Source organism: Allopusillimonas soli, from assembly GCF_004153445.1.
GTDB lineage: Bacteria > Pseudomonadota > Gammaproteobacteria > Burkholderiales > Burkholderiaceae_B > Allopusillimonas > Allopusillimonas soli.
The window spans coordinates 390,474-409,157 of record NZ_SDQC01000001.1; the positions used below are offsets into that span (position 1 = coordinate 390,474).

The following is an 18,684-nucleotide window of genomic DNA, read 5'->3' on the forward strand; positions in this document are numbered from 1 at the left end:
GACGCCTGCCCCGGGACGGAATGAGCCCGGGCCCCTCCACCTAAGCAGCGTGATTCTCCACAGCGCCCGCCGCGTCGTGCTCTTCATCGGACTGCTCCAGTGCGGGCGTCACGAGCTCAACAACCTTGCTGCGCGATAACAAACCCAGGAACTCTTCATTCTCGCCTGTAACGGCCAAGGGCTCCGTGCTGCGCAGCATTCTGCCCAGCACTTCATCCAGCCCCGCCGTGGCAGGCACCGAGGCCATGTCCTCCACATAACGCGCCACATCACGCGCGCCGTCGCGCATGGCGCGCTCGCCTGCCTCGCGCGTAAGAATGCCCGATAGACGCTTGCCATCCAGCACCGCCGCGTACTTGAAATTCAGCGCGGCCATGCGCTCGACGGCGTGCGCGGGTCGCGTGCGCATGGTAAGCGTGAGCGAGGGCTCGGCGCACGCATGTGTCGCATTGAGCACCTTGCCGCGATTCACATCCTGCAAAAATGCCTGTACGTAATCGTTGGCGGGCGAAAGCAGAATGTCCTCGGGTGTGCCTTCCTGGATCAGTTCGCCGTCCTTGAGAATGGCAATCCGGTTGCCAAGTCGCAGCGCCTCATCCAGGTCGTGCGTGATAAAGACGATGGTCTTGTCAAGCTGCGCCTGAAGCTGCAGCAACTGATCCTGCATTTCCCGTCGAATCAATGGATCGAGCGCCGAGAAGGCCTCGTCCATGAGCAGTATCTCCGCATCGGTGGCCAGCGCGCGAGCCAGTCCCACGCGCTGCTGCATTCCACCCGACAGCTGATGCGGGTACTGGTTTTCGAATCCGGCCAGCCCAACCTGTTCGAGCCAGTGTTGTGCACGCTCGCGGCGCTCTCGCTTCCCCGTTCCCTGAACACGCAGGCCATAGGCGGCATTTTCAATCACGCTGCGGTGGGGGAACAGGCCGAAACGCTGAAACACCATGCTCATCTTCTGCTGGCGAAAGCGTTCCAGTGCTGTTTTGCCGAGGGACAACACATCCTCGCCGTCCACCAGTATCTGCCCCGCACTGGGTTCGATCAAGCGATTGAAGTGGCGGATGAGCGTCGACTTTCCCGAACCTGACAGCCCCATGATGACAAAGATGCTGCCTTCCTCGATGGACAGGCTGATATCCCGCAGGCCAAGCGTATGACCGCTTTTTGACAGCAGCTCCTCCTTGCTCATTCCGCTGCGCGCGGCATCCAGCCAGCGCGACGGATGAGACCCGAAGATCTTGTAGACATTGCGTACTTCGATTTTGCTCACGTCAGGCTCCTTTCCGTTGTCGACGGCCGAATTCCTGGGTAATGCGGTCGAAAATAATGGCGATAATCACGATGCCCACGCCGGCAAGCAGGCCGCGGCCGACCTGCAGGCGGTTGATGCCCTGCAGCACCTCGTACCCCAGCCCCTTCACGCCTATCATGGAGGCGATAACCACCATGGCCAGTGCCATCATCGTGGTCTGGTTGATGCCCGCCATGATGTTGGGCATGGCCAGCGGGAGCTGCACGCCGAATAACTGCTTGGCCCGATTGGCACCGAATGCCCTGGATGCTTCCAGCACCTCGCTGTCGACCAGCCGTATGCCCAGATCCGTCAGGCGGATGACCGGCGGCACGGCATAAATGATGGTGGCGATGATGGCGGCGATCTTGCCCAGGTTGAACAGCATCACGACGGGAATCAGATACACGAAGCTGGGCATCGTCTGCATCACGTCGAGAATGGGCAGCATGAAGGAGCGCATCCATTTGAAGCTCGCCATCAGAATTCCGACAGGTATGCCGATGGCCACGGAAATGATGACCGCCACAATCATGAGCGACAGCGTCTGCATGGCCGCATCCCACAGGCCAAGCAGGCCGATGATGCACAGCATGACGCCCATTGAAACCGTGAACAGCGCCCTGCGGCTGGCAAACCAGGCCAGCGCCATGATGACCAACATGACCAGCCACCACGGCGAATCGCGCATCAGGTGATCCATCCAGATCAGCACATCAAGCAGCGGCTGCGTAAGCGCGCGCAGGAAATCGGAATAATTGGCAACGAGATTGCCCACGAAATCGTCAATGGGCGCGCGAAGGGATCGCGGGGGAATAAATTCGGGAAACATAAAAGTTCGCTCCTGGAATCCACAAGGGCGGCGCACCCGAAGGCACACCGCCCGATTCACATCCGCCCGCCGGCTTTGCCGCCGGCGTGCGGGGCATCATGAAGCGACTAAAGTGCAGCTTTCACGCGTTCAGACACATCCTTGGGCAGCCAGCCTTCCCATACGTCGGTTTTGTTCTTCAGGAACCATTTGGCCACGTCCACCGGCTCTGCTTCGTTTTCTTCCATGTAGGCCATGGTTTCGTTCATGACCGGCAAAGGCACCGAAACCTTGGAAAGGAAATCGGTGAGCTTGGGCGCTTCCTTTGTGAACTCAGTGGTTACAGCAGTAAACACCGGATTTTCGGGGTAATCGCTGGGCTGCGGATTCGCGCAGTTCGGGTCCGTCAGGCATTGATGCTTTTCCTTGTCGTAAGGAGGCAGCTCCAGCTTGACCAGATCCATGGAGCCAACAAGCGGGGTCGGATACCAGTAATAGAACACGATGTTTTCCTTGCGCTTGTACGCCGCCGTCAACGCCGCCTTCTGTGTCGCCCCTGTACCGGGCGAGAACAGCGTGAAAGTATCCTGCAGACCCAACGCCTTGTACAGGTTGGTGCTCACGACCTCGCAGCCCCAGCCGGCCGGGCAACCATAGAAGCGCCCCTTGGAAGGCTCTTCCGGATCCTTGAATTCGTCCTTGAACTTGGGCAGATCGGATGCCTTTTTGAGTTCGGGCAGGCGCTCGGCGGTATAGCGGGGAATGAACCAGGCCTCACCGCCCATGTATATGTCGCCAATGCGCTTGACTTTACCGGTTGCCTGGGCTTTCTCCCAGGGCTCGGCCACACTGTTCAGCCAGATCTCGGTGTTGATGTCCAAGTCGCCACGTTCGAGTGCGGCCAGCGCCGGCAGCGTCTCGGTGGGAAGCACCTCGGAATCGCAACCGTAACCCTTGTCCACAATGAACCGCTCCACCTCGACCAGGACGAGGTTGGACTCCCAGTTCATGCCGCCGAAGCGCATGGGCCGATCCAGTTCGCACTGAGGCTTATCGGCGGCGCTGGCCACGCCAGGCGCCAGGAACAAGCCCGACACCGTGGCTGCAAGACCCAGGGCAAGGGAAAAACGTCTGGCACGCGCCCCGAGGCCGCTGACGGATGCGGCTGGACGCTGTGCAGAACACATATTGAAAGACATGGCTATTTGCCTCCTTGAGTTAGGTGGACGCGCGAAAAAAACAGGGTGCGCCAGGACTAAATGGGAGGTGTGCGGAAGACGGGGTGAAGTCCCGCCGATACATACCAGCACTAGCGTGGAAAGTACGGAGTACTTATTGACAGGTAACGGGGCCGAAGCGGCCTACCATACGCCAGAATTGAATAAAAACTACGAAGTTTGCAGCATTTTATTAAAAATTAACCACAAATGTAAACCGGGATTACCCCGAGCGTTCCGCCCGGGGCTACCGGCGACGGCACGAATCAGGCGTAGATATAGTTTCTTCGCCAGGGATATGCGAGGTCTTCTGGGTTGTCGAGCTCGTCGGGCCGACCGCTCTGAGCGGGCTGCGCCAGCACCTGATGCAGCGCGATCCAACCGTGCTGGAAGCCCATGGCGCAACCGGCAAGATACATGCGATATGCCCGCAGCGAACGCTCGCCCTGCGCCCCAGTCAGTATCTGGCGCGCCTGCCCCAGCTTCGCTTCGAGGGCGTCGCTCCATGCCCATAGCGTGCGGGCGTAGTGCGGGCGGATATTCTCTATGTCCAGGCCTTCCAGGCCACCCTGCGCGAGATGTTCCAGCACATGGCTGATGTGGGTCAACTCCCCGCCCGGAAAAATGTATTTCTCTATGAACTCGCCCATGCCGGCGCCCAGTTCGGCGTTGTCCACGCCCCCGGCTGTGATACCGTGGTTCATGACCAGGCCGCCTGGACGCACCAGGCGCCTGAGCTTGGAAAAGTAGCCGTCGAGCTGGGCGCGACCCACGTGCTCGAACATGCCCACCGACGCAATCTTGTCGTAGGGTTGGCTTTCGTCCAGCTTGCGATAATCGAGCAGACTCATGCGCACGCGCCCGGAGAGGCCTTTTTCCTCAATGAGCTTGTTGACGTAGGCATGCTGGTTGCGCGAAAGCGTAATGCCGGTTGCATCCACCCCATAGTTTTCGGCCGCCCAGAGCAGGAGCCCGCCCCAGCCGGCGCCCACATCCAGGAATTTCTCGCCTTCGCGCAGACGCAGCTTGCGACAGATATGGTCGAGCTTGGCCTCCTGCGCCTGGGCGATGTTCATATCCGGCTCTCGAAAGTAGGCGCATGAATAGACCCGCCGCGGATCCAGCCACAACGCATAGAAATCGTCGGACAGGTCATAGTGAAACTGGATCTGGCGTGCATCGCGCTCGATGGAATGGCGCCAGACGGACACCAGACGGCGAATGAGCTCGGTAAGGCGCCCGACCCTGGCCGCTTCGATGGGCGAACCCGGCAGGATGGCAGCCGCAATCCGCATGAGATCGCGCATTGAGCCGTCAACATCGAACTTGCCCTCCACATAGTCCTCGCCCAGTACACCGACCTGGCCGGCCGCCAGATGCGCCAGCGTGGCCTTGTCTTTGATGGTGAGGGTGACATCAGGGCTGGAGGAGCCGAGTTTCTGTCCGTCGGGCAAAATCAACTGCACAGGCAACGGTAAAGAAGACAACTTTGATTCAACTGCTGACAAAACTGGATTCAAGACCAACTCCCCTTTGTTTGCAATGGCTTCAACAAAAATATTGCCACATCTTGCACACAAAGGAAAACGCGCGCGCACTGCGTGCGCAAATACCGGCCCGAAACGCCCGTCGCGGCGGCATGCTAAGATTCGAACGAGCGGCCGCACCGGCGCCCGCCGCACAGCATTTGCGCCCGCATCCCCGCGTTCGCACGCCTCACACTCTCCCGTACATGCCGCCGCCTGCAAGCTCGCTCACCACCATACCCCGCTGGCTGATCCTGATGGGCCTGCTCACCGCGTTGGGGCCACTGGCCATCGACATGTATCTGCCGGCCTTTCCAGCAATTGTCGAAGGCCTGGGCACGACACAGGGCGATGTCGAGCGCACCCTGGCCAGTTATCTGCTCGGACTGGCCTGCGCCCAGATATTCTATGGCCCCCTGGCCGATCGCTTTGGCCGCAAGCCGCCGCTGCTGCTGGGCCTTGCCATCTATACGGCCGCCGCCATCGGCTGCTGCCTGAGCGCCAGCATCGAGCAGCTGTCATTCTGGCGCATTGTTCAGGCTTTCGGAGGCGCCGCGGGCATTGTCATACCACGGGCGGTCATCCGTGATAATTTCGATACCCGCGATGCCTCCAAGGCCTTGTCCATCCTGTTGCTGGTCATGGGCGTTACGCCCATACTCGCCCCCCTGCTGGGCGGCCAGGTTCTCGCCTTCGGCAGCTGGCGCGGCATCTTCGCCATCATGGCCGCCGGCTCGGGCGCCATGCTCTTTGCCGTCATCTTCACCATGCGCGAAACCCTCACGCCGGAGCGTGTCGTTCCGCTGCGTATCAAGACCATCAAAGACAACTACCTTGCCTTGGCCCGGCACAAGCAGTTTCTGTGCTACACCCTGGCCGGCGGCATGGGTTCCGCCGGCATGTTCGCCTATATATCCGGCTCCCCGCGCGTCTTCATCGACGTCATGGGCGTGGATCCCCGCTACTTCGGTTTTGTCTTCGGCGCCAATGCGGCCGCGCTCATCTTCGCATCCCAGGTCAGCGCGCGCATGCTCAGCCGCCACAGCCCCGAAACCCTGCTGCGCACGGCGCAGATCACGCTCGTGCTCATGACCCTGGCCGGCGTCGTCCTGTCTCTGGCCGGCGCCATCAACCTCACTTTGCTTATGATCTGCCTCATCGGATTCATGGCCAGCCAGGGCTTCGTCAACCCCAATGCAGCGGCGCTGGCCCTGGCAAAGCAAGGACACAGGCTCGGGGTTGCATCCGCCATGATGGGCGCTCTCCAGATGCTCTGCGGCGCAGCCGCCGGCCTGGCCGTCAGCGCCTGGCAGGCCCACACGGCCCTACCCCTGACAGCCATCCTCGCCGTGTGCGCCACACTGTCGTGGCTGTTCGGCCGCATTGCCCTGCGCGCTGCTTGATCCTAAGGGGATTTTCATAGTAGAATGCTTGGCTTTACAGCTATTAGCGGGTTTGCGTGTTTCGACAAGCCCTGCAATCACGCAAATTATCAAGGGGTATGACCATGGCACGCGTATGCCAAGTTACCGGCAAGGGCCCGATGGTGGGCAACAATGTCTCGCACGCTAACAACAAAACCAAGCGCCGCTTCCTTCCCAACCTGCAATCGCGCCGCTTCTGGGTCGAAAGCGAAAACCGCTGGGTGCGTCTGCGCGTATCCACGAAGGCGCTGCGCACCATCGACAAGAACGGCATAGACGCCGTCCTGGCCGACATGCGCGCCCGCGGCGAACTGGCCTGACGCCAGCCGTAACCCAAGACTAGGAGCTCAACATGGCAAAAGGCATTCGCGAGAAAATCAAACTCGAATCCACAGCCGGCACCGGCCATTTCTATACCACCACCAAAAACAAGCGCAACATGCCCGAGAAGATGCTGATCAAGAAGTTTGATCCCGTCGCGCGCAAGCATGTCGACTACAAGGAAACCAAGCTCAAGTAATTCCGAGCGCTGCCCGGTTTTCCCAACCCCGCTGCATGCGGGGTTTATTTTTGCCTACCGCTCAGTCTGCCTCTGCCGACCAGGCGCCAGGCACAGGCCTATTCCATGCGCAACAGGCAGTCGTCACCACCCTCTTTGCTTCCTGCCAGCCTATAATGGCTGGTTTACACAATCCACACCCTCACGATCGCCCCATGCAGGAACGCTACAGCCCCTCCGACGTCGAACAAGCCGCTCATCAAAACTGGGATGCCCGCGACGCCTACCGCGTCACTGAAAACGCCAAGAATCCCGACGGCTCGCCCAAGCCCAAGTTCTACGCGTGTTCAATGCTTCCCTACCCCAGCGGCAAGCTCCATATGGGCCACGTGCGAAACTACACCATCAATGACATGATGGCGCGCCAATTACGCATGCGCGGCTACAACGTCCTCATGCCCATGGGCTGGGACGCCTTCGGCATGCCGGCCGAGAACGCCGCCATCAAATCGCAGGTGCCGCCGGCGAAGTGGACGTACGACAACATCGCTTACATGAAGAAGCAGATGAAATCCATGGGTCTCGCCATCGACTGGTCGAGGGAAATGTGCGCCTGCGACCCCGAGTACTACAAATGGAATCAATGGCTCTTTCTCAAGATGCTGGAAAAAGGTATCGCCTACCGAAAGACGCAAGTTGTCAACTGGGACCCTGTCGACAACACCGTTCTCGCCAATGAGCAGGTCATCGACGGTCGCGGCTGGCGCTCAGGCGCGACCGTCGAAAAGCGCGAGATTCCAGGATATTACCTGCGCATCACCGACTATGCCGAAGAGCTTCTCCAACAAGTTCAGAACGGCTTGCCGGGCTGGCCGGAGCGTGTGCGCCTCATGCAGGAAAACTGGATAGGCAAGAGCGAAGGCGTGCGCTTCGCGTTCACTCACGATATCCATGACAGTAGCGGCGCCCTCATCCAGGATGGCCGCATGTATGTGTTCACAACACGCGCCGATACCATCATGGGCGTCACCTTCTGTGCCGTCGCACCCGAGCATCCCTTAGCCACGCACGCCGCGCAGTCCAATCCCGCGCTGGCCGCCTTCATCGAAGCCTGCAAACAGGGTGGCACTACAGAGGCCGAGCTTGCCACACGTGAAAAAGAAGGCATGCCCACCGGCCTGAGCGTCACGCATCCGCTGACCGGCATGCCTGTCGATGTGTGGGTGGGCAACTACGTGCTTATGACCTACGGCGACGGCGCTGTCATGGGCGTACCTGGCCACGACGAGCGCGACTTCGCCTTTGCGCGCAAATACGGCCTGCCTATCGTCGATGTCATAGGCATCGAAGGCAAAGCCTACTCCACCGAACAATGGCAAGACTGGTACGGCGACAAGCAGCAAGGCCGCACTATCAACTCAGGCAAATACGATGGCCTGAGCACCCGACAGGCAGTGGACGCGGTTGCCGCCGACCTTGCCGCCATCGGCCTGGGAGAAAAACAGACCACTTACCGCCTGCGCGACTGGGGCATCTCCCGCCAGCGCTACTGGGGCACACCCATCCCTATCATCCATTGTCCCGATTGCGGCCCGGTGCCAGTGCCTGAACAGGATCTCCCCGTAGTCCTGCCCGACGATCTCATACCCGACGGCACAGGCAACCCGCTCGCCAAGAACGAGGGCTTCCTGGCGTGCGCCTGCCCGAAGTGCGGCAAGGCCGCCCGCCGTGAAACCGATACCATGGATACCTTCGTCGACTCGTCGTGGTATTTCATGCGCTACACCTCGCCAGGCAATGGCAACGCCATGGTCGACGAACGCAACGACTACTGGATGCCGATGGACCAGTACATCGGCGGCATCGAGCATGCGGTACTGCACCTGCTTTACGCCCGGTTCTGGACGCGCGTGATGCGCGACCTTGGCCTGGTCAAGTTCGACGAACCCTTCACCCGCCTGCTGTGCCAGGGCATGGTGCTGAACCATATCTATTTCCGCAAGAATGCCCAGGGAGGCATCGAGTATTTCTGGCCCGAAGAGGTCGAGAACATCGTCGACGCGAAAGGCGCCATCGTGGGCGCCAAGCTGCTATCCGACGGATCGCAGGTGAACTATGGCGGCATCGGCACGATGTCCAAGTCCAAGAACAACGGCGTTGATCCGCAATCGCTCATCGATGCCATGGGGGCGGACACCGCGCGCCTGTTCGTCATGTTTGCAAGCCCGCCCGAACAAACCCTGGAATGGTCGGCGTCGGGGGTGGAGGGCGCCAATCGCTACCTGCGTCGGCTGTGGGCTTTTTGCCATGCCCGGCAGGCCGCTATCTCGGCGGGCGTGCGCAGCGACGCAAACTGGGCCCAAGCCTCGGAAGCTGCCCGCACGCTGCGCCTCGAGGTCCATACCCTGCTCAAGGTGGCCGATTACGATTATCAGCGCATCCAATACAACACAGTCGTATCGACCAGCATGAAGATGCTGAATGCGCTTGAATCGGCCGATCTCGATGCAAGCAACCCCGCCGACCAGCGGGCCCTGGCGGAAACCACTTCCATATTGCTGCGTATTCTGTATCCCATTGTGCCGCACATCACGTGGCAGCTCTGGCTGAATCTTGGCTATGAGGCCGTGCATGGCGACATGCTCGACGCCGCCTGGCCCGCGGTGGATGAGCAGGCGCTGATGACCGACGAGATAGAGCTCGTGCTCCAGGTGAATGGCAAGCTGCGCGGCGCGCTCAGGGTCGCCAGCGATGCCGCGCGCGGGCAGATCGAACAGGCCGCGGCCGCGCATGAGTCTGTAGCACGCTTTCTTGAAGGGCGTACCCCGAAACGAATCATTGTCGTGCCGGGCAAACTCGTCAACGTTGTCGGATAAAATCCCTCCATGTACTTATACGCCCTTCAAAGACCCTCGATATTCGCTCCGGCTTGGCTGCGCATCCTGCTGTGCGCAGCGCTGTGCATCATGCTGGCCAGTTGCGGATTCCGGCTCAAGGGCGTTGCCCCGCTACCTTTTGACACGCTGTATACCAACATCTCGGAAAACAGCGAATTCGGCGCGAACCTCAGGCGCGCCATCACGGCCAGCTCACCCAACACGCGCTTCGTCGGCAGCAGCAGCGAAGCGCAGGCCGTGCTCACTCAGCTAAGCAATAAACAGTTCCTGCGCGAGCTATCGCTCGATCCGCAAGGCCGCGTCGAGGAATACGAACTCAACCTCCAGTTCACCTTCCAGCTTACCGACGCCAAAGGCCGGCTAGCCCTGCCGCCCACGACGCTTTTCGTTACGAGAGAAATACCCTACGACGCCACTGTGGTGCAGGCCAAGCAAAGCGAAATAACAACCGTGTTCAAGGACATGCGCAAGTCGCTCATCGACCGCATTGTGCGGCATCTGTCCGCCCCTGATGTGGTCGAAGCATTTGCCAACCCCGCAAACCTACCCATGGCCGAGGAGCCGCCTTCCGGCGCCCCCGCGCAGGAACCCGAAACGCCCACGCCATGGTCCCAGCCTGGCCTCATGCCCGGCATGGGACTGGAATAAACCGGTATGGCGCGCCGCGTCGATGCCGACAGTCTCATCGGACAACTTGCCGGCGCATCGCCGCGGTTGGAGCCGCTGTATATCATCTCCGGCGACGAGCCCCTGCTGGCCATTGAAGCCAGCGATGCGCTGCGTGCCGCCGCAGCGCGTGGCGGCTACGCCGAGCGCGTCAGCCTGAGCCTGGATGCGCGGGGTGACTGGTCCAGCGTCACAGGCGCAATTCAGAACGTTTCGCTTTTCGGCGACCGTCGACTGGTCGATCTGGCCGTACCCTCGGGCAAGCCGGGCAAGACCGGGGCAGATACGCTCACGCGGCTCGCCGCACTAGCTCAGGATGGCGGCCTGACCGACACCATGGTCATAATTAACCTCCCTCGTCTTGACAAGGCCACCCGCAGCGCGAAATGGTCGCAAGCGCTGTTTGCCGCCGGCGTCAGTGTCGAAGTACCCACCATAGACCGCGGCGCCCTGCCGCGATGGATTGCCCAGCGCCTGGCTCGCCAGGGGCAGCAACTCGATCGCGAAACGCTCGAATGGATGGCCGACAAAGTCGAAGGCAATCTCCTGGCCGCATTCCAGGAAGTCCAAAAGCTGGGCCTGCTCTATCCCGAAGGCAGCCTCAGCGCTCAGGACGTGGAGCGCGCCGTGCTCAATGTCGCGCGCTATGACGTGTTTGGGCTGCGCGACGCCATGCTCTCGGGAAACGCGGCCAGGGCGCTGACGATTCTGGACGGCCTGCGTGCCGAGGGTGAGGCGCTGCCGCTCGTCCTGTGGGCGGTAGGCGACGAGGTGCGCGTCTTGGCGCGCCTGTCGGCGGCGCAGCAGGCTGGCCGCGATCTGGGCGGCGAAATGCGGCGTCAACGCGTATTTGGCGCACGCGAACAACTGCTGCGCCAGGCCCTGGGACGCGTACCCGCACGTCTCTGGGCTGGCGCGGTGCAGCAGGCACACGATATCGACCGGCTTATCAAAGGCCTCAAGACCCCTGGACGACTCGCCGACCCATGGGAAGAGATCCGCCGCCTGACATTGCGTGTGGCGGCGGCCCGACCGCGCCAGCGCGCGTGACCGCAGCCGAGCCCGTCCGGCACACGCGGCCAAATGCTGAGATAATGCCATATTGGACTGCCACATCCCCAATCACCATGAACACGCCCACCGCCAGCCAAGCCATTCGCGACACGCAAACCGCCCACAAAGGCAGCGGCTTGCCCGCCTCCCAGACGGCCAGCATGCAGACGCTAGGGCGGCAGGCCCGCGACGCAGCTCGCCGCATGCGCAATGCCTCTGGCCAGGCCAAGGCCCAGGCGCTGCGCGCAATGGCCCGCCTTCTTGGCGAGCAGCGCGAAAACCTGAAAGCCGAAAACACCCGAGATCTGTCCGCCGCACAGCGCAATGGTCTTGAACCGGCGCTGCTTGACCGGCTCCGGCTCTCCGACAAGGCGTTGGACACCATGGCGGCGGGCTTGCTGCAAATCGCCGACATGCCCGACCCCGTCGGCAGCACCACGGCAAGCACGCTGCGGCCCAACGGCATGCGCGTCGCGCAAATGCGGGTTCCCCTGGGCGTCATCGGCATCATTTACGAATCACGCCCCAATGTCACGATAGACGCAGCCGCGCTCTGTCTCAAATCAGGCAACGCCACCATCCTGCGAGGCGGCAGCGAAGCCTTTCATTCCAACCTCGCGCTTGGCGATATCATCGGCCAGGGGCTGGCCTGCGCTGGCTTACCCGCGCATGCGGTACAAGTGGTCGGCACCACCGATCGCGCAGCCGTTGGCGAAATGGTCACCATGACCGACTATATCGACGTCATCGTCCCACGCGGCGGCAAAGGACTCATCGCACGGCTATCCGCCGAGGCGCGCGTGCCGCTCATCAAGCACTTGGACGGCAACTGCCATATCTATGTCGACCGTGCAGCCGACCTCGATACGGCGCATGATGTGGTGGACAACGCAAAAACCTACCGCTACGGCATATGCGGCGCCGTGGAAACGCTGCTTGTCCATGCCGATGTGGCGGAAACATTTCTTCCCCGCATCGCCGCAACGCTGCTGGCAAAAGACGTGTCCCTGCGCGGCTGCGAACGTACCTGCGCACGGATACCCCAGGCAACCCCCGCGACCGAGGAAGACTGGGAAACCGAATTCCTCGCGCCCATCCTTGCCGTACGGGTCGTAGACAGCCTGGACCAGGCCATGGACCATATTGCGCGCTACAGCTCGGAGCATACCGAATCCATTATTACCGAAGATCTGGCCGCCGCCACCCGGTTCCAGCGCGAGGTCGATTCGAGTTCTGTCTACGTCAACCTGCCCACCTGTTTTGCGGACGGTTTCGAATACGGTCTCGGTGCCGAGATTGGCATATCCACCAATCGACTTCACGCGCGCGGCCCCGTCGGCCTGGAAGGTCTCACGACGCTCAAGTGGGTGCTGTCCGGAAACGGGCAGCTGCGCGGCTGACGCACCATGCTTTGGGTCAAGGCTTTTCATATTCTCTTCGTTACGTCCTGGTTCGCCGGGCTTTTCTACCTGCCGCGAATTTTCGTCAATCTGGCCGAAGAAACACATCCGCAGGCACTGCAACGCCTATTGGGCATGGCGCAGCGCCTGTACCGATTCATGACGCCCCTGGCCGTGCTGGCCATAGCACTGGGCCTATGGCTGTTCATGGGTTACGGGCTGGGTCGGGGCCAAGGCTGGATGCATGCCAAGCTGGGCGTCGTGATCCTGCTGGTTGCCTATCATTTGTACTGCGGGCGCCTGCTCAAGGCATTCGAGCGAGGCATCCAGCGCCACGGCTCACGTTACTACCGCTGGTTCAATGAAATTCCGGTCATCCTGCTGCTGGCTGTTCTTATTCTTGTCGTCGTGCGACCATGAGCGAAAAACATGAAAAACAGGGCGGCGAAACCAGCAAGACGCTGACCCTCAAGAACAAGCCACAGGCAAACCGCACGGCGGACGGCGAGAAACGCAAGCGTGCCGGCGCGCGCGCGCGCCAGGTGGCCCGGCGCGAATGGGACAAGGACAGCACACCCGCAACCCCTGCCCGCCCCGGCACAACGGATCAAGGCAAGCGCCGCGCCGGGCGAACGCATACCGAAGCCAATGAACAGGCGGCCCGTGCGCATCCGCGCGCCGCCAAGGCCAGCGCCAGGCAGGCGCGTTCCACCGAAGCACCCTCCAGGCAGGCGCCTGGCGGCCCATCCCATGCCGAAGGCGCCAGGCAACGCCGCCGCGCGGAACCATCTGGCCGTGCAGGTGCTGCCGCGCCGAGGCAGAACGACGAGATCGTGACGCGCGAGGTCGAGCGAGGCGGGCACGCCATCAAGATAAGTCGACGCGACACCGACCGCCAGCGGCGTCGGGGCACCGCCACGCGCCGCAGCGAAATCCACGTGCTATTCGCCTCCTGCCCACACGGTCTGGAAGACGCGCTTGCCGCCGAGCTGCAGGCTCTGGGTTTCGAGGATGCGGAGACATCTCGCGCTGGGTGCCGTTTCCACACCAACTGGACGGGCGTATTGCGCGCCAATCTGTATTCGCGCCTGGCAACGAGAATACTGGTACAAGTCGCCCATGGGCCGATTCGCACTGAGGACGACATCTTTGCGCTGGCCCTGGATACGCCCTGGGAACAATGGTTCGGACCCGAACACACCTTACGCGTGGACACCTCCGCCATTCGCAGCCCGATGCAAAGCCTGCAATACTGCAATTTGCGGACCAAGGATGGCATCTGCGACCGGCTGCGGGAACGCGAAGGAGCGCGGCCGGATATCGATACCGTCCGTCCTGACGCACGAGTCCATCTTTTTCTGGATGAATCCACCGCTACGCTGTATCTGGATTCATCCGGCGAGTCGTTATTCAAGCGCGGCTGGCGTCTTGACAAAGGAGAGGCGCCTCTGCGCGAAAACCTGGCCGCCGGCCTGTTGGCCCTTTCAGGCTGGGACCCCGCCCGCCCCCTGATGGATCCCTTCTGCGGCAGCGGCACCATTCTTATCGAAGCGGCGTGGATCGCCCTTGGCGTTCCTGCGGGAATCTGGCGTCCATTCGGCTTCGAACGCCTGCGCAATCACGATGCGCGCCACTGGCGAGACCTAAAGGATGAGGCGCGCAGCCATATAGCCACACGGCTTGAAACACCGCTCATGGGCTACGACCTGGACCCGCGCGCCGTCGATGCGGCCAAGGCCAATCTGGAGCGGGCGTGGCTCACGCCCGACACCATCCGCTTCGAAACCGGCGATGCGCGCAGCGTCGTCCCCGACACAGAACTTCCTGGCTGGGTGGTGAGCAATCCCCCCTATGGAGAGCGCTTACCCGAAGACACCTCTCTTTGGGCGGACTGGTCTTCCAATCTGAAGCAGCATTACAGTGGCTGGCGGATCAACGTCATCTCCAGCGATCTGGATCTGCCCAAGCTGCTGCGGCTCAAGCCTCTGCGGCGATGGCCGCTGCACAACGGCGCCCTGGACTGCCGTCTCTTCAGCTTCGATATGGTGCAGGCCGGCTACCGGCAACGCTGAACCGCGGTCGCACCTCATCCAGTACATGCGCGTACCCCGGTTCGCGCCGCGCGGTGATGCGGCGGCGCAACAAAAACTTGCCTTCATTCGGGGTTTACCCTATAATTCGGGTTAACCCTTATTAATGAACGAAACGTTCAATATTGTGCAAGAAGGCAAAGCCATGACACACATCCCCGCAGACATCCGTCTTACCGACGAACTCGAACGCCAACTCATGCAGCAAGCCATTGAAGAGCAGTTTCGCTTCAAGCCCATGGTTGCCCTGAAGAACCTCTTCGCGAAGATCTCCGGTTCGGCGCACAAGGCTGCTCCCGCCGCCATTGCTCCCCGCACTGTCGAGCACGCAGGCTGATTCGCTTGCCCTCCTTCGACAGGGGGTAAGCATTTCGCGCAGTTGTTCGCTGCGCCGCAAGACCGCTCCGGCAAGGGCGGTCTTTTATTTTTTCCGTCCATCACTAGGCAGCGTGAAGGCAAAGCCGCAACGGCTTCCAGAAAATTGCAGCATAATAGCGCGTTGCGTCCACCCAACCCGCCATCGCGATGCCCCATATCTCTCCCGCAGCACCTTCTCTTGTCAGCCGGCGCCGGCGGTTGGCCTGCATGATGTACGAAGGCGTCCTGCTCTTTGGCGTCGTCTTCCTGGCCGGCCTGGTTTTCGACGTGCTCACCGACAGCCGCAATGCGCTCATGCTGCGTCATGTGCGCCAAGGTGTGCTCTTCTTTGCCATTGGCCTTTATTTCGTCATCTGCTGGCGCCTCAAGGGCCAGACGCTGCCCATGAAAACATGGCATATCAGGCTTATTGACCGCCACGGCGGTATCCCCCCCCTGCATGTGCTCATCCTGCGCTACCTGCTCGCCTGGCCGCTCCCGCTCATTGCAGCCCAGATCGTGATGGCCGCGGCACAGGCGACTGGCTATAGCTCGACTGACATGTTCATTGTCTTCGCGCCTTTCGCGGGCTTCATCTGGGCCTGGTTCGACCCCGACGGCCAGTTCGTTCACGACCGCTTGCTGGGCACCCGCCTGGTCGATGCGCCCAAGCAGCAGCACGCATCCGTATAAACCCTAGTGTGTCCCCATTTCTGGGACCCAGGGATTGCACAGTTTCCGCTTGTCGTTCATGCTTCGGGGTACAGAAGCTCGCGCCCATCAGGCCAAGTCGAACCCAGACCATAATGAACGATCAATATCCGGAGCTTTACCAGACATTCCAGTGGTTGATTCCCTCCCAGTTCAATATCGCGCAGGCGTGTGTGCACCGCTGGGCCGAGAATTCCGTGGAGGGCAGGCGCATCGCCATATACCATGAAGATGCCGCGGGTATTCGAAGTATCTGGACTTACACGCGCCTGGCCGAGACCACGCGTCAACTGGCCAACGGATTGATCAAAATGGGCGTGCAGCCCGGCGACCGCGTGGCTATCGCCATGGACCAGCGCCCGGAGGCCATCGCCGCCTGCATGGCAGCCTTCAGCGTGGGTGCCGTCGCCACGCCTTTGGCTTCGGGCCTGCCGGTCGACAGCATTGCCTCCCGTCTGCAGGATGCAGGTGCGCGCGTAGCCATCGTCGATACCGAAAGCGGCGCCAGCGTGCTTGCGGCCCAAGCCCGCTGCCCTGCCCTGTCCCAGATCGTGGCGCTCGATTTTGCGCACGAGGCCGTGATGTCCTGGCGCACACTACTGGCGCGGCAACCCAGCACGTTCAGGGACGTTGCCACACGGTCAGACAGCGCCGCGCTGTTGCTGTACACCTCTGGCGCAACCGGCGCACCGAAAGGTGTGCTTTTGCCGCATTCGGCCTTGCTGGGCAGCCTGCCCGGCTTCGTTGCATCCCAGAACTGGTTTCCCCTGAAGGGTGATATTTTCTGGACCCCCCTGGAATGGGCCAGCAATGCAGGCCTGCTGAATGGCATATTGCCAGCGCTTTATTTCGGCCATGCCGTTGTTGGCGCGCAGGGCGGCTACCCGCCGGCGCGCGTTCTTGAAATCCTGGCGCGGTACCGCATCACCAACGCCTTTGTGTCACCCGCCATGCTGCGCGAGTTGGCCGCACAGTTCCCCGCCCCCAGGCAGGATCATATGCTTACACTCCGGGCCTTGGCCGTGGGCGGCGAATCGTTGAGCGTCAGCAATTTCGACTGGTGCGCCAAGGCGCTGGGCGTGACACCGAATGAGGTTTATGGGCTGGCCGAAACAGGATGCGTCATCGGCAACAGTGCGGGCAGATGGCCTGCGCGCCCGGGCAGCATGGGTCGGGTCATACCTGGCCATCAGATTGCCCTGCTCGATAATCGCGGACGCCCATGCCGAGCCGGTGTCGTCGGTGAAATCGCCGTGCATCGGCGCGACAGCCACGGCCATGCCGATCCATCACTCTTTCTGGCTTATTGGAACCGGCCGGAGGATACGCAATCGGCTTTTAGCGGCGACTGGTACCTTACCGGAGACCTGGCATCCCTCGACACGGATGGCTACTACTGGCATGCCGGCCGCCGCGATGATGTATTCCGGGTTTCCGGCCATCGCGTGGGACCGGCAGCCATAGAGGATTGCCTGCTTACCCATGCGGCCGTGGCGGGCGCGGCGGTCGTCGCCAAGCCCGATCCGAATCATGGTGCATCCGTAAAGGCCTATGTTGTGCTGGCCCCTAACGCCCATCACGAAAATGACGGCGCCCTGCAAGCTGAACTGCAAGCATATGTCAGGCATCAATTGGCGTCCTACCAGACGCCACGCGAAATCGAGTTCGTCGACAGCCTACCCACCACACCTGCCGGCACACTGCGCCGGCACGTCCTGCGGGCGCGTGAATTACAACAGGCAGGCGTCACGGGGTGAGACGCCACCCGCAGCGCCCGCCGCTGTGGGAAGTGGCAAAAGCGGTGCGCTCCCATGGGCTAAAATCCATGAATGAGCGACCTCTTCAAGAAATACCTTGTGCAGGATCACAGCACACGCATCCAGGCGGTACGCCTGACCGAAGCATGGCAAACCGGCTTGGCCCACCAGCATTTTCCGAGCTGTGTGCAGTCGCTATTGGGCGAACTCGCGTCCGCAGCCGTGCTGCTTGCCTCCAACATAAAATTCGACGGCACACTCGTTCTGCAGTTGCAAGGCGGAGGGCCGGTCGCGTTGATCGTGGTTGAATGCACATCCGCGCTGACCATACGCGCCACCGCCACGCTGCGCGAAGGCAAGACCGTACCCGAACACGGAACATTACAGACGCTGCTGAACGCCGACGGCCAGGGGCGCTTTAGCGTAGTCCTTGATCCGGGCAAAAAAGCAGGCATGGCGCCTTATCAGGGCATCATCCCGCTTCAGGGCGATACGGTAGCCCTTGTGCTTGAAGACTATATGCGCAATTCCGAGCAATTGGACACACGTCTTTGGCTGGCTGCCGATGCCCAGCATAGTGCGGGACTGCTGCTGCAGCGTCTGCCCGATCATGGCGGCCATGCGCAGCAGACCGCCGGCGCCGAAACCTGGAACAGGTTGAAACAGCTCGCCGCCACACTTAAACACGATGAGCTCCTTGCTCTCGACAGCGACGAGGTCATCCATCGCCTGTTCTGGCAGGAAGCCCTTGAACCCTTCGAACCGCAGGCGGTCCGTTGGTACTGTCCCTGCACCCGGGAGAGAGTGGCCGGTATGCTGCGCACATTGGGGCAGCAGGAGATACAGGAAATCCTGGCCCAGGAGGGCAATGTGGAGATTGTGTGCAACTTCTGCGGTAAGCCCTATCATTTTGACGCGGTCGATTGCGCGGGACTTTTTGTGGAAAAACCCGGGCCCCACGCATCCGACTCGTCCCTGCACTGAG

At 61.4% G+C, this 18,684-nt stretch carries 17 protein-coding genes; 13 read left to right on the forward strand and 4 right to left on the reverse strand.

The window, feature by feature from the left end:
* Window positions 1-40 precede the first annotated feature (40 nt).
* The 4 genes from ERD78_RS01920 to ERD78_RS01935 form a co-directional block, all read right to left on the reverse strand.
* Complete coding sequence (locus ERD78_RS01920) at window positions 41-1,270, reverse strand: quaternary amine ABC transporter ATP-binding protein (RefSeq protein ID WP_129967520.1); 1,230 nt, start codon at window positions 1,268-1,270, stop codon at window positions 41-43.
* Window position 1,271: 1 nt separating this feature from the next.
* A complete protein-coding gene (locus ERD78_RS01925; protein WP_129967522.1) occupies window positions 1,272-2,123 on the reverse strand; it encodes an ABC transporter permease in 852 nt (283 codons plus the stop codon).
* Between the two features lie 107 nt (window positions 2,124-2,230).
* Window positions 2,231-3,301 (reverse strand): ABC transporter substrate-binding protein, encoded by a 1,071-nt coding sequence (locus ERD78_RS01930; protein WP_167668815.1) that lies wholly within the window; start codon window positions 3,299-3,301, stop codon window positions 2,231-2,233.
* A gap of 284 nt (window positions 3,302-3,585) precedes the next feature.
* On the reverse strand, window positions 3,586-4,839 hold the full coding sequence (locus ERD78_RS01935; RefSeq protein ID WP_129967524.1) for a class I SAM-dependent methyltransferase: 1,254 nt from the start codon (window positions 4,837-4,839) through the stop codon (window positions 3,586-3,588).
* A gap of 212 nt (window positions 4,840-5,051) precedes the next feature.
* Between ERD78_RS01935 and ERD78_RS01940 the strand changes: the two genes are divergently transcribed.
* From ERD78_RS01940 to hslO, 13 genes are all read left to right on the forward strand, one after another.
* Window positions 5,052-6,248, forward strand: coding sequence for a Bcr/CflA family multidrug efflux MFS transporter (locus ERD78_RS01940; RefSeq protein ID WP_371734553.1), 1,197 nt, complete (start codon window positions 5,052-5,054; stop codon window positions 6,246-6,248).
* A gap of 104 nt (window positions 6,249-6,352) precedes the next feature.
* Window positions 6,353-6,589, forward strand: coding sequence for a 50S ribosomal protein L28 (gene rpmB, locus ERD78_RS01945; RefSeq protein WP_129967525.1), 237 nt, complete (start codon window positions 6,353-6,355; stop codon window positions 6,587-6,589).
* Window positions 6,590-6,621: 32 nt separating this feature from the next.
* Window positions 6,622-6,789, forward strand: coding sequence for a 50S ribosomal protein L33 (rpmG, locus tag ERD78_RS01950; protein ID WP_003810296.1), 168 nt, complete (start codon window positions 6,622-6,624; stop codon window positions 6,787-6,789).
* 194 nt (window positions 6,790-6,983) lie between these two features.
* The gene (gene leuS, locus ERD78_RS01955; protein WP_129967527.1) at window positions 6,984-9,644 is read left to right on the forward strand and encodes a leucine--tRNA ligase; all 2,661 of its coding nucleotides are present in this window, start codon (window positions 6,984-6,986) and stop codon (window positions 9,642-9,644) included.
* Window positions 9,645-9,653: 9 nt separating this feature from the next.
* Window positions 9,654-10,313: an LPS-assembly lipoprotein LptE gene (locus ERD78_RS01960; RefSeq protein WP_129967529.1), complete on the forward strand. Its 660-nt coding sequence runs from the start codon at window positions 9,654-9,656 to the stop codon at window positions 10,311-10,313.
* Window positions 10,314-10,319: 6 nt separating this feature from the next.
* Window positions 10,320-11,381 carry a DNA polymerase III subunit delta gene (gene holA, locus ERD78_RS01965; protein WP_129967531.1) on the forward strand — a complete coding sequence of 354 codons (1,062 nt, stop codon included), beginning with the start codon at window positions 10,320-10,322 and terminating at the stop codon, window positions 11,379-11,381.
* A 77-nt stretch (window positions 11,382-11,458) separates the two neighbouring features.
* Window positions 11,459-12,784 carry a glutamate-5-semialdehyde dehydrogenase gene (locus ERD78_RS01970; protein ID WP_129967533.1) on the forward strand — a complete coding sequence of 442 codons (1,326 nt, stop codon included), beginning with the start codon at window positions 11,459-11,461 and terminating at the stop codon, window positions 12,782-12,784.
* Window positions 12,785-12,790: 6 nt separating this feature from the next.
* The gene (locus tag ERD78_RS01975) at window positions 12,791-13,204 is read left to right on the forward strand and encodes a CopD family protein (protein WP_129967535.1); all 414 of its coding nucleotides are present in this window, start codon (window positions 12,791-12,793) and stop codon (window positions 13,202-13,204) included.
* Window positions 13,201-14,856, forward strand: coding sequence for a THUMP domain-containing class I SAM-dependent RNA methyltransferase (locus ERD78_RS01980; RefSeq protein ID WP_129967537.1), 1,656 nt, complete (start codon window positions 13,201-13,203; stop codon window positions 14,854-14,856). The genes ERD78_RS01975 and ERD78_RS01980 overlap by 4 nt, the downstream gene beginning before the upstream one ends.
* 163 nt (window positions 14,857-15,019) lie before the next feature.
* A complete protein-coding gene (locus ERD78_RS01985) occupies window positions 15,020-15,211 on the forward strand; it encodes a hypothetical protein (RefSeq protein WP_129967539.1) in 192 nt (63 codons plus the stop codon).
* A 188-nt stretch (window positions 15,212-15,399) separates the two neighbouring features.
* Window positions 15,400-15,924, forward strand: a complete 525-nt coding sequence (locus ERD78_RS01990) for an RDD family protein (RefSeq protein ID WP_129967541.1) — start codon at window positions 15,400-15,402, stop codon at window positions 15,922-15,924.
* 113 nt (window positions 15,925-16,037) lie between these two features.
* Complete coding sequence (locus ERD78_RS01995) at window positions 16,038-17,699, forward strand: acetate--CoA ligase (protein WP_129967543.1); 1,662 nt, start codon at window positions 16,038-16,040, stop codon at window positions 17,697-17,699.
* Between the two features lie 72 nt (window positions 17,700-17,771).
* Entirely contained in the window at window positions 17,772-18,683 is a 912-nt protein-coding gene (gene hslO / locus ERD78_RS02000) for an Hsp33 family molecular chaperone HslO (RefSeq protein ID WP_129967545.1), read from the forward strand.
* The last annotated feature ends 1 nt before the right edge of the window (window position 18,684 follow it).

Bases quoted from the DNA above. Each gene is read 5' to 3' on its own strand.
- ERD78_RS01995 (WP_129967543.1), top strand. From the start codon at position 16,038: ATGAACGATCAATATCCGGAGCTTTACCAGACATTCCAGTGGTTGATT.
- ERD78_RS01940 (WP_371734553.1), top strand. From the start codon at position 5,052: ATGCCGCCGCCTGCAAGCTCGCTCACCACCATACCCCGCTGGCTGATC.
- rpmB (WP_129967525.1), top strand. From the start codon at position 6,353: ATGGCACGCGTATGCCAAGTTACCGGCAAGGGCCCGATGGTGGGCAAC.
- holA (WP_129967531.1), top strand. From the start codon at position 10,320: ATGGCGCGCCGCGTCGATGCCGACAGTCTCATCGGACAACTTGCCGGC.
- ERD78_RS01925 (WP_129967522.1), bottom strand. From the start codon at position 2,123: ATGTTTCCCGAATTTATTCCCCCGCGATCCCTTCGCGCGCCCATTGAC.
- leuS (WP_129967527.1), top strand. From the start codon at position 6,984: ATGCAGGAACGCTACAGCCCCTCCGACGTCGAACAAGCCGCTCATCAA.
- hslO (WP_129967545.1), top strand. From the start codon at position 17,772: ATGAGCGACCTCTTCAAGAAATACCTTGTGCAGGATCACAGCACACGC.
- ERD78_RS01980 (WP_129967537.1), top strand. From the start codon at position 13,201: ATGAGCGAAAAACATGAAAAACAGGGCGGCGAAACCAGCAAGACGCTG.
- ERD78_RS01985 (WP_129967539.1), top strand. From the start codon at position 15,020: ATGACACACATCCCCGCAGACATCCGTCTTACCGACGAACTCGAACGC.
- ERD78_RS01975 (WP_129967535.1), top strand. From the start codon at position 12,791: ATGCTTTGGGTCAAGGCTTTTCATATTCTCTTCGTTACGTCCTGGTTC.
- rpmG (WP_003810296.1), top strand. From the start codon at position 6,622: ATGGCAAAAGGCATTCGCGAGAAAATCAAACTCGAATCCACAGCCGGC.
- ERD78_RS01990 (WP_129967541.1), top strand. From the start codon at position 15,400: ATGCCCCATATCTCTCCCGCAGCACCTTCTCTTGTCAGCCGGCGCCGG.
- ERD78_RS01960 (WP_129967529.1), top strand. From the start codon at position 9,654: ATGTACTTATACGCCCTTCAAAGACCCTCGATATTCGCTCCGGCTTGG.
- ERD78_RS01930 (WP_167668815.1), bottom strand. From the start codon at position 3,301: ATGTCTTTCAATATGTGTTCTGCACAGCGTCCAGCCGCATCCGTCAGC.
- ERD78_RS01970 (WP_129967533.1), top strand. From the start codon at position 11,459: ATGAACACGCCCACCGCCAGCCAAGCCATTCGCGACACGCAAACCGCC.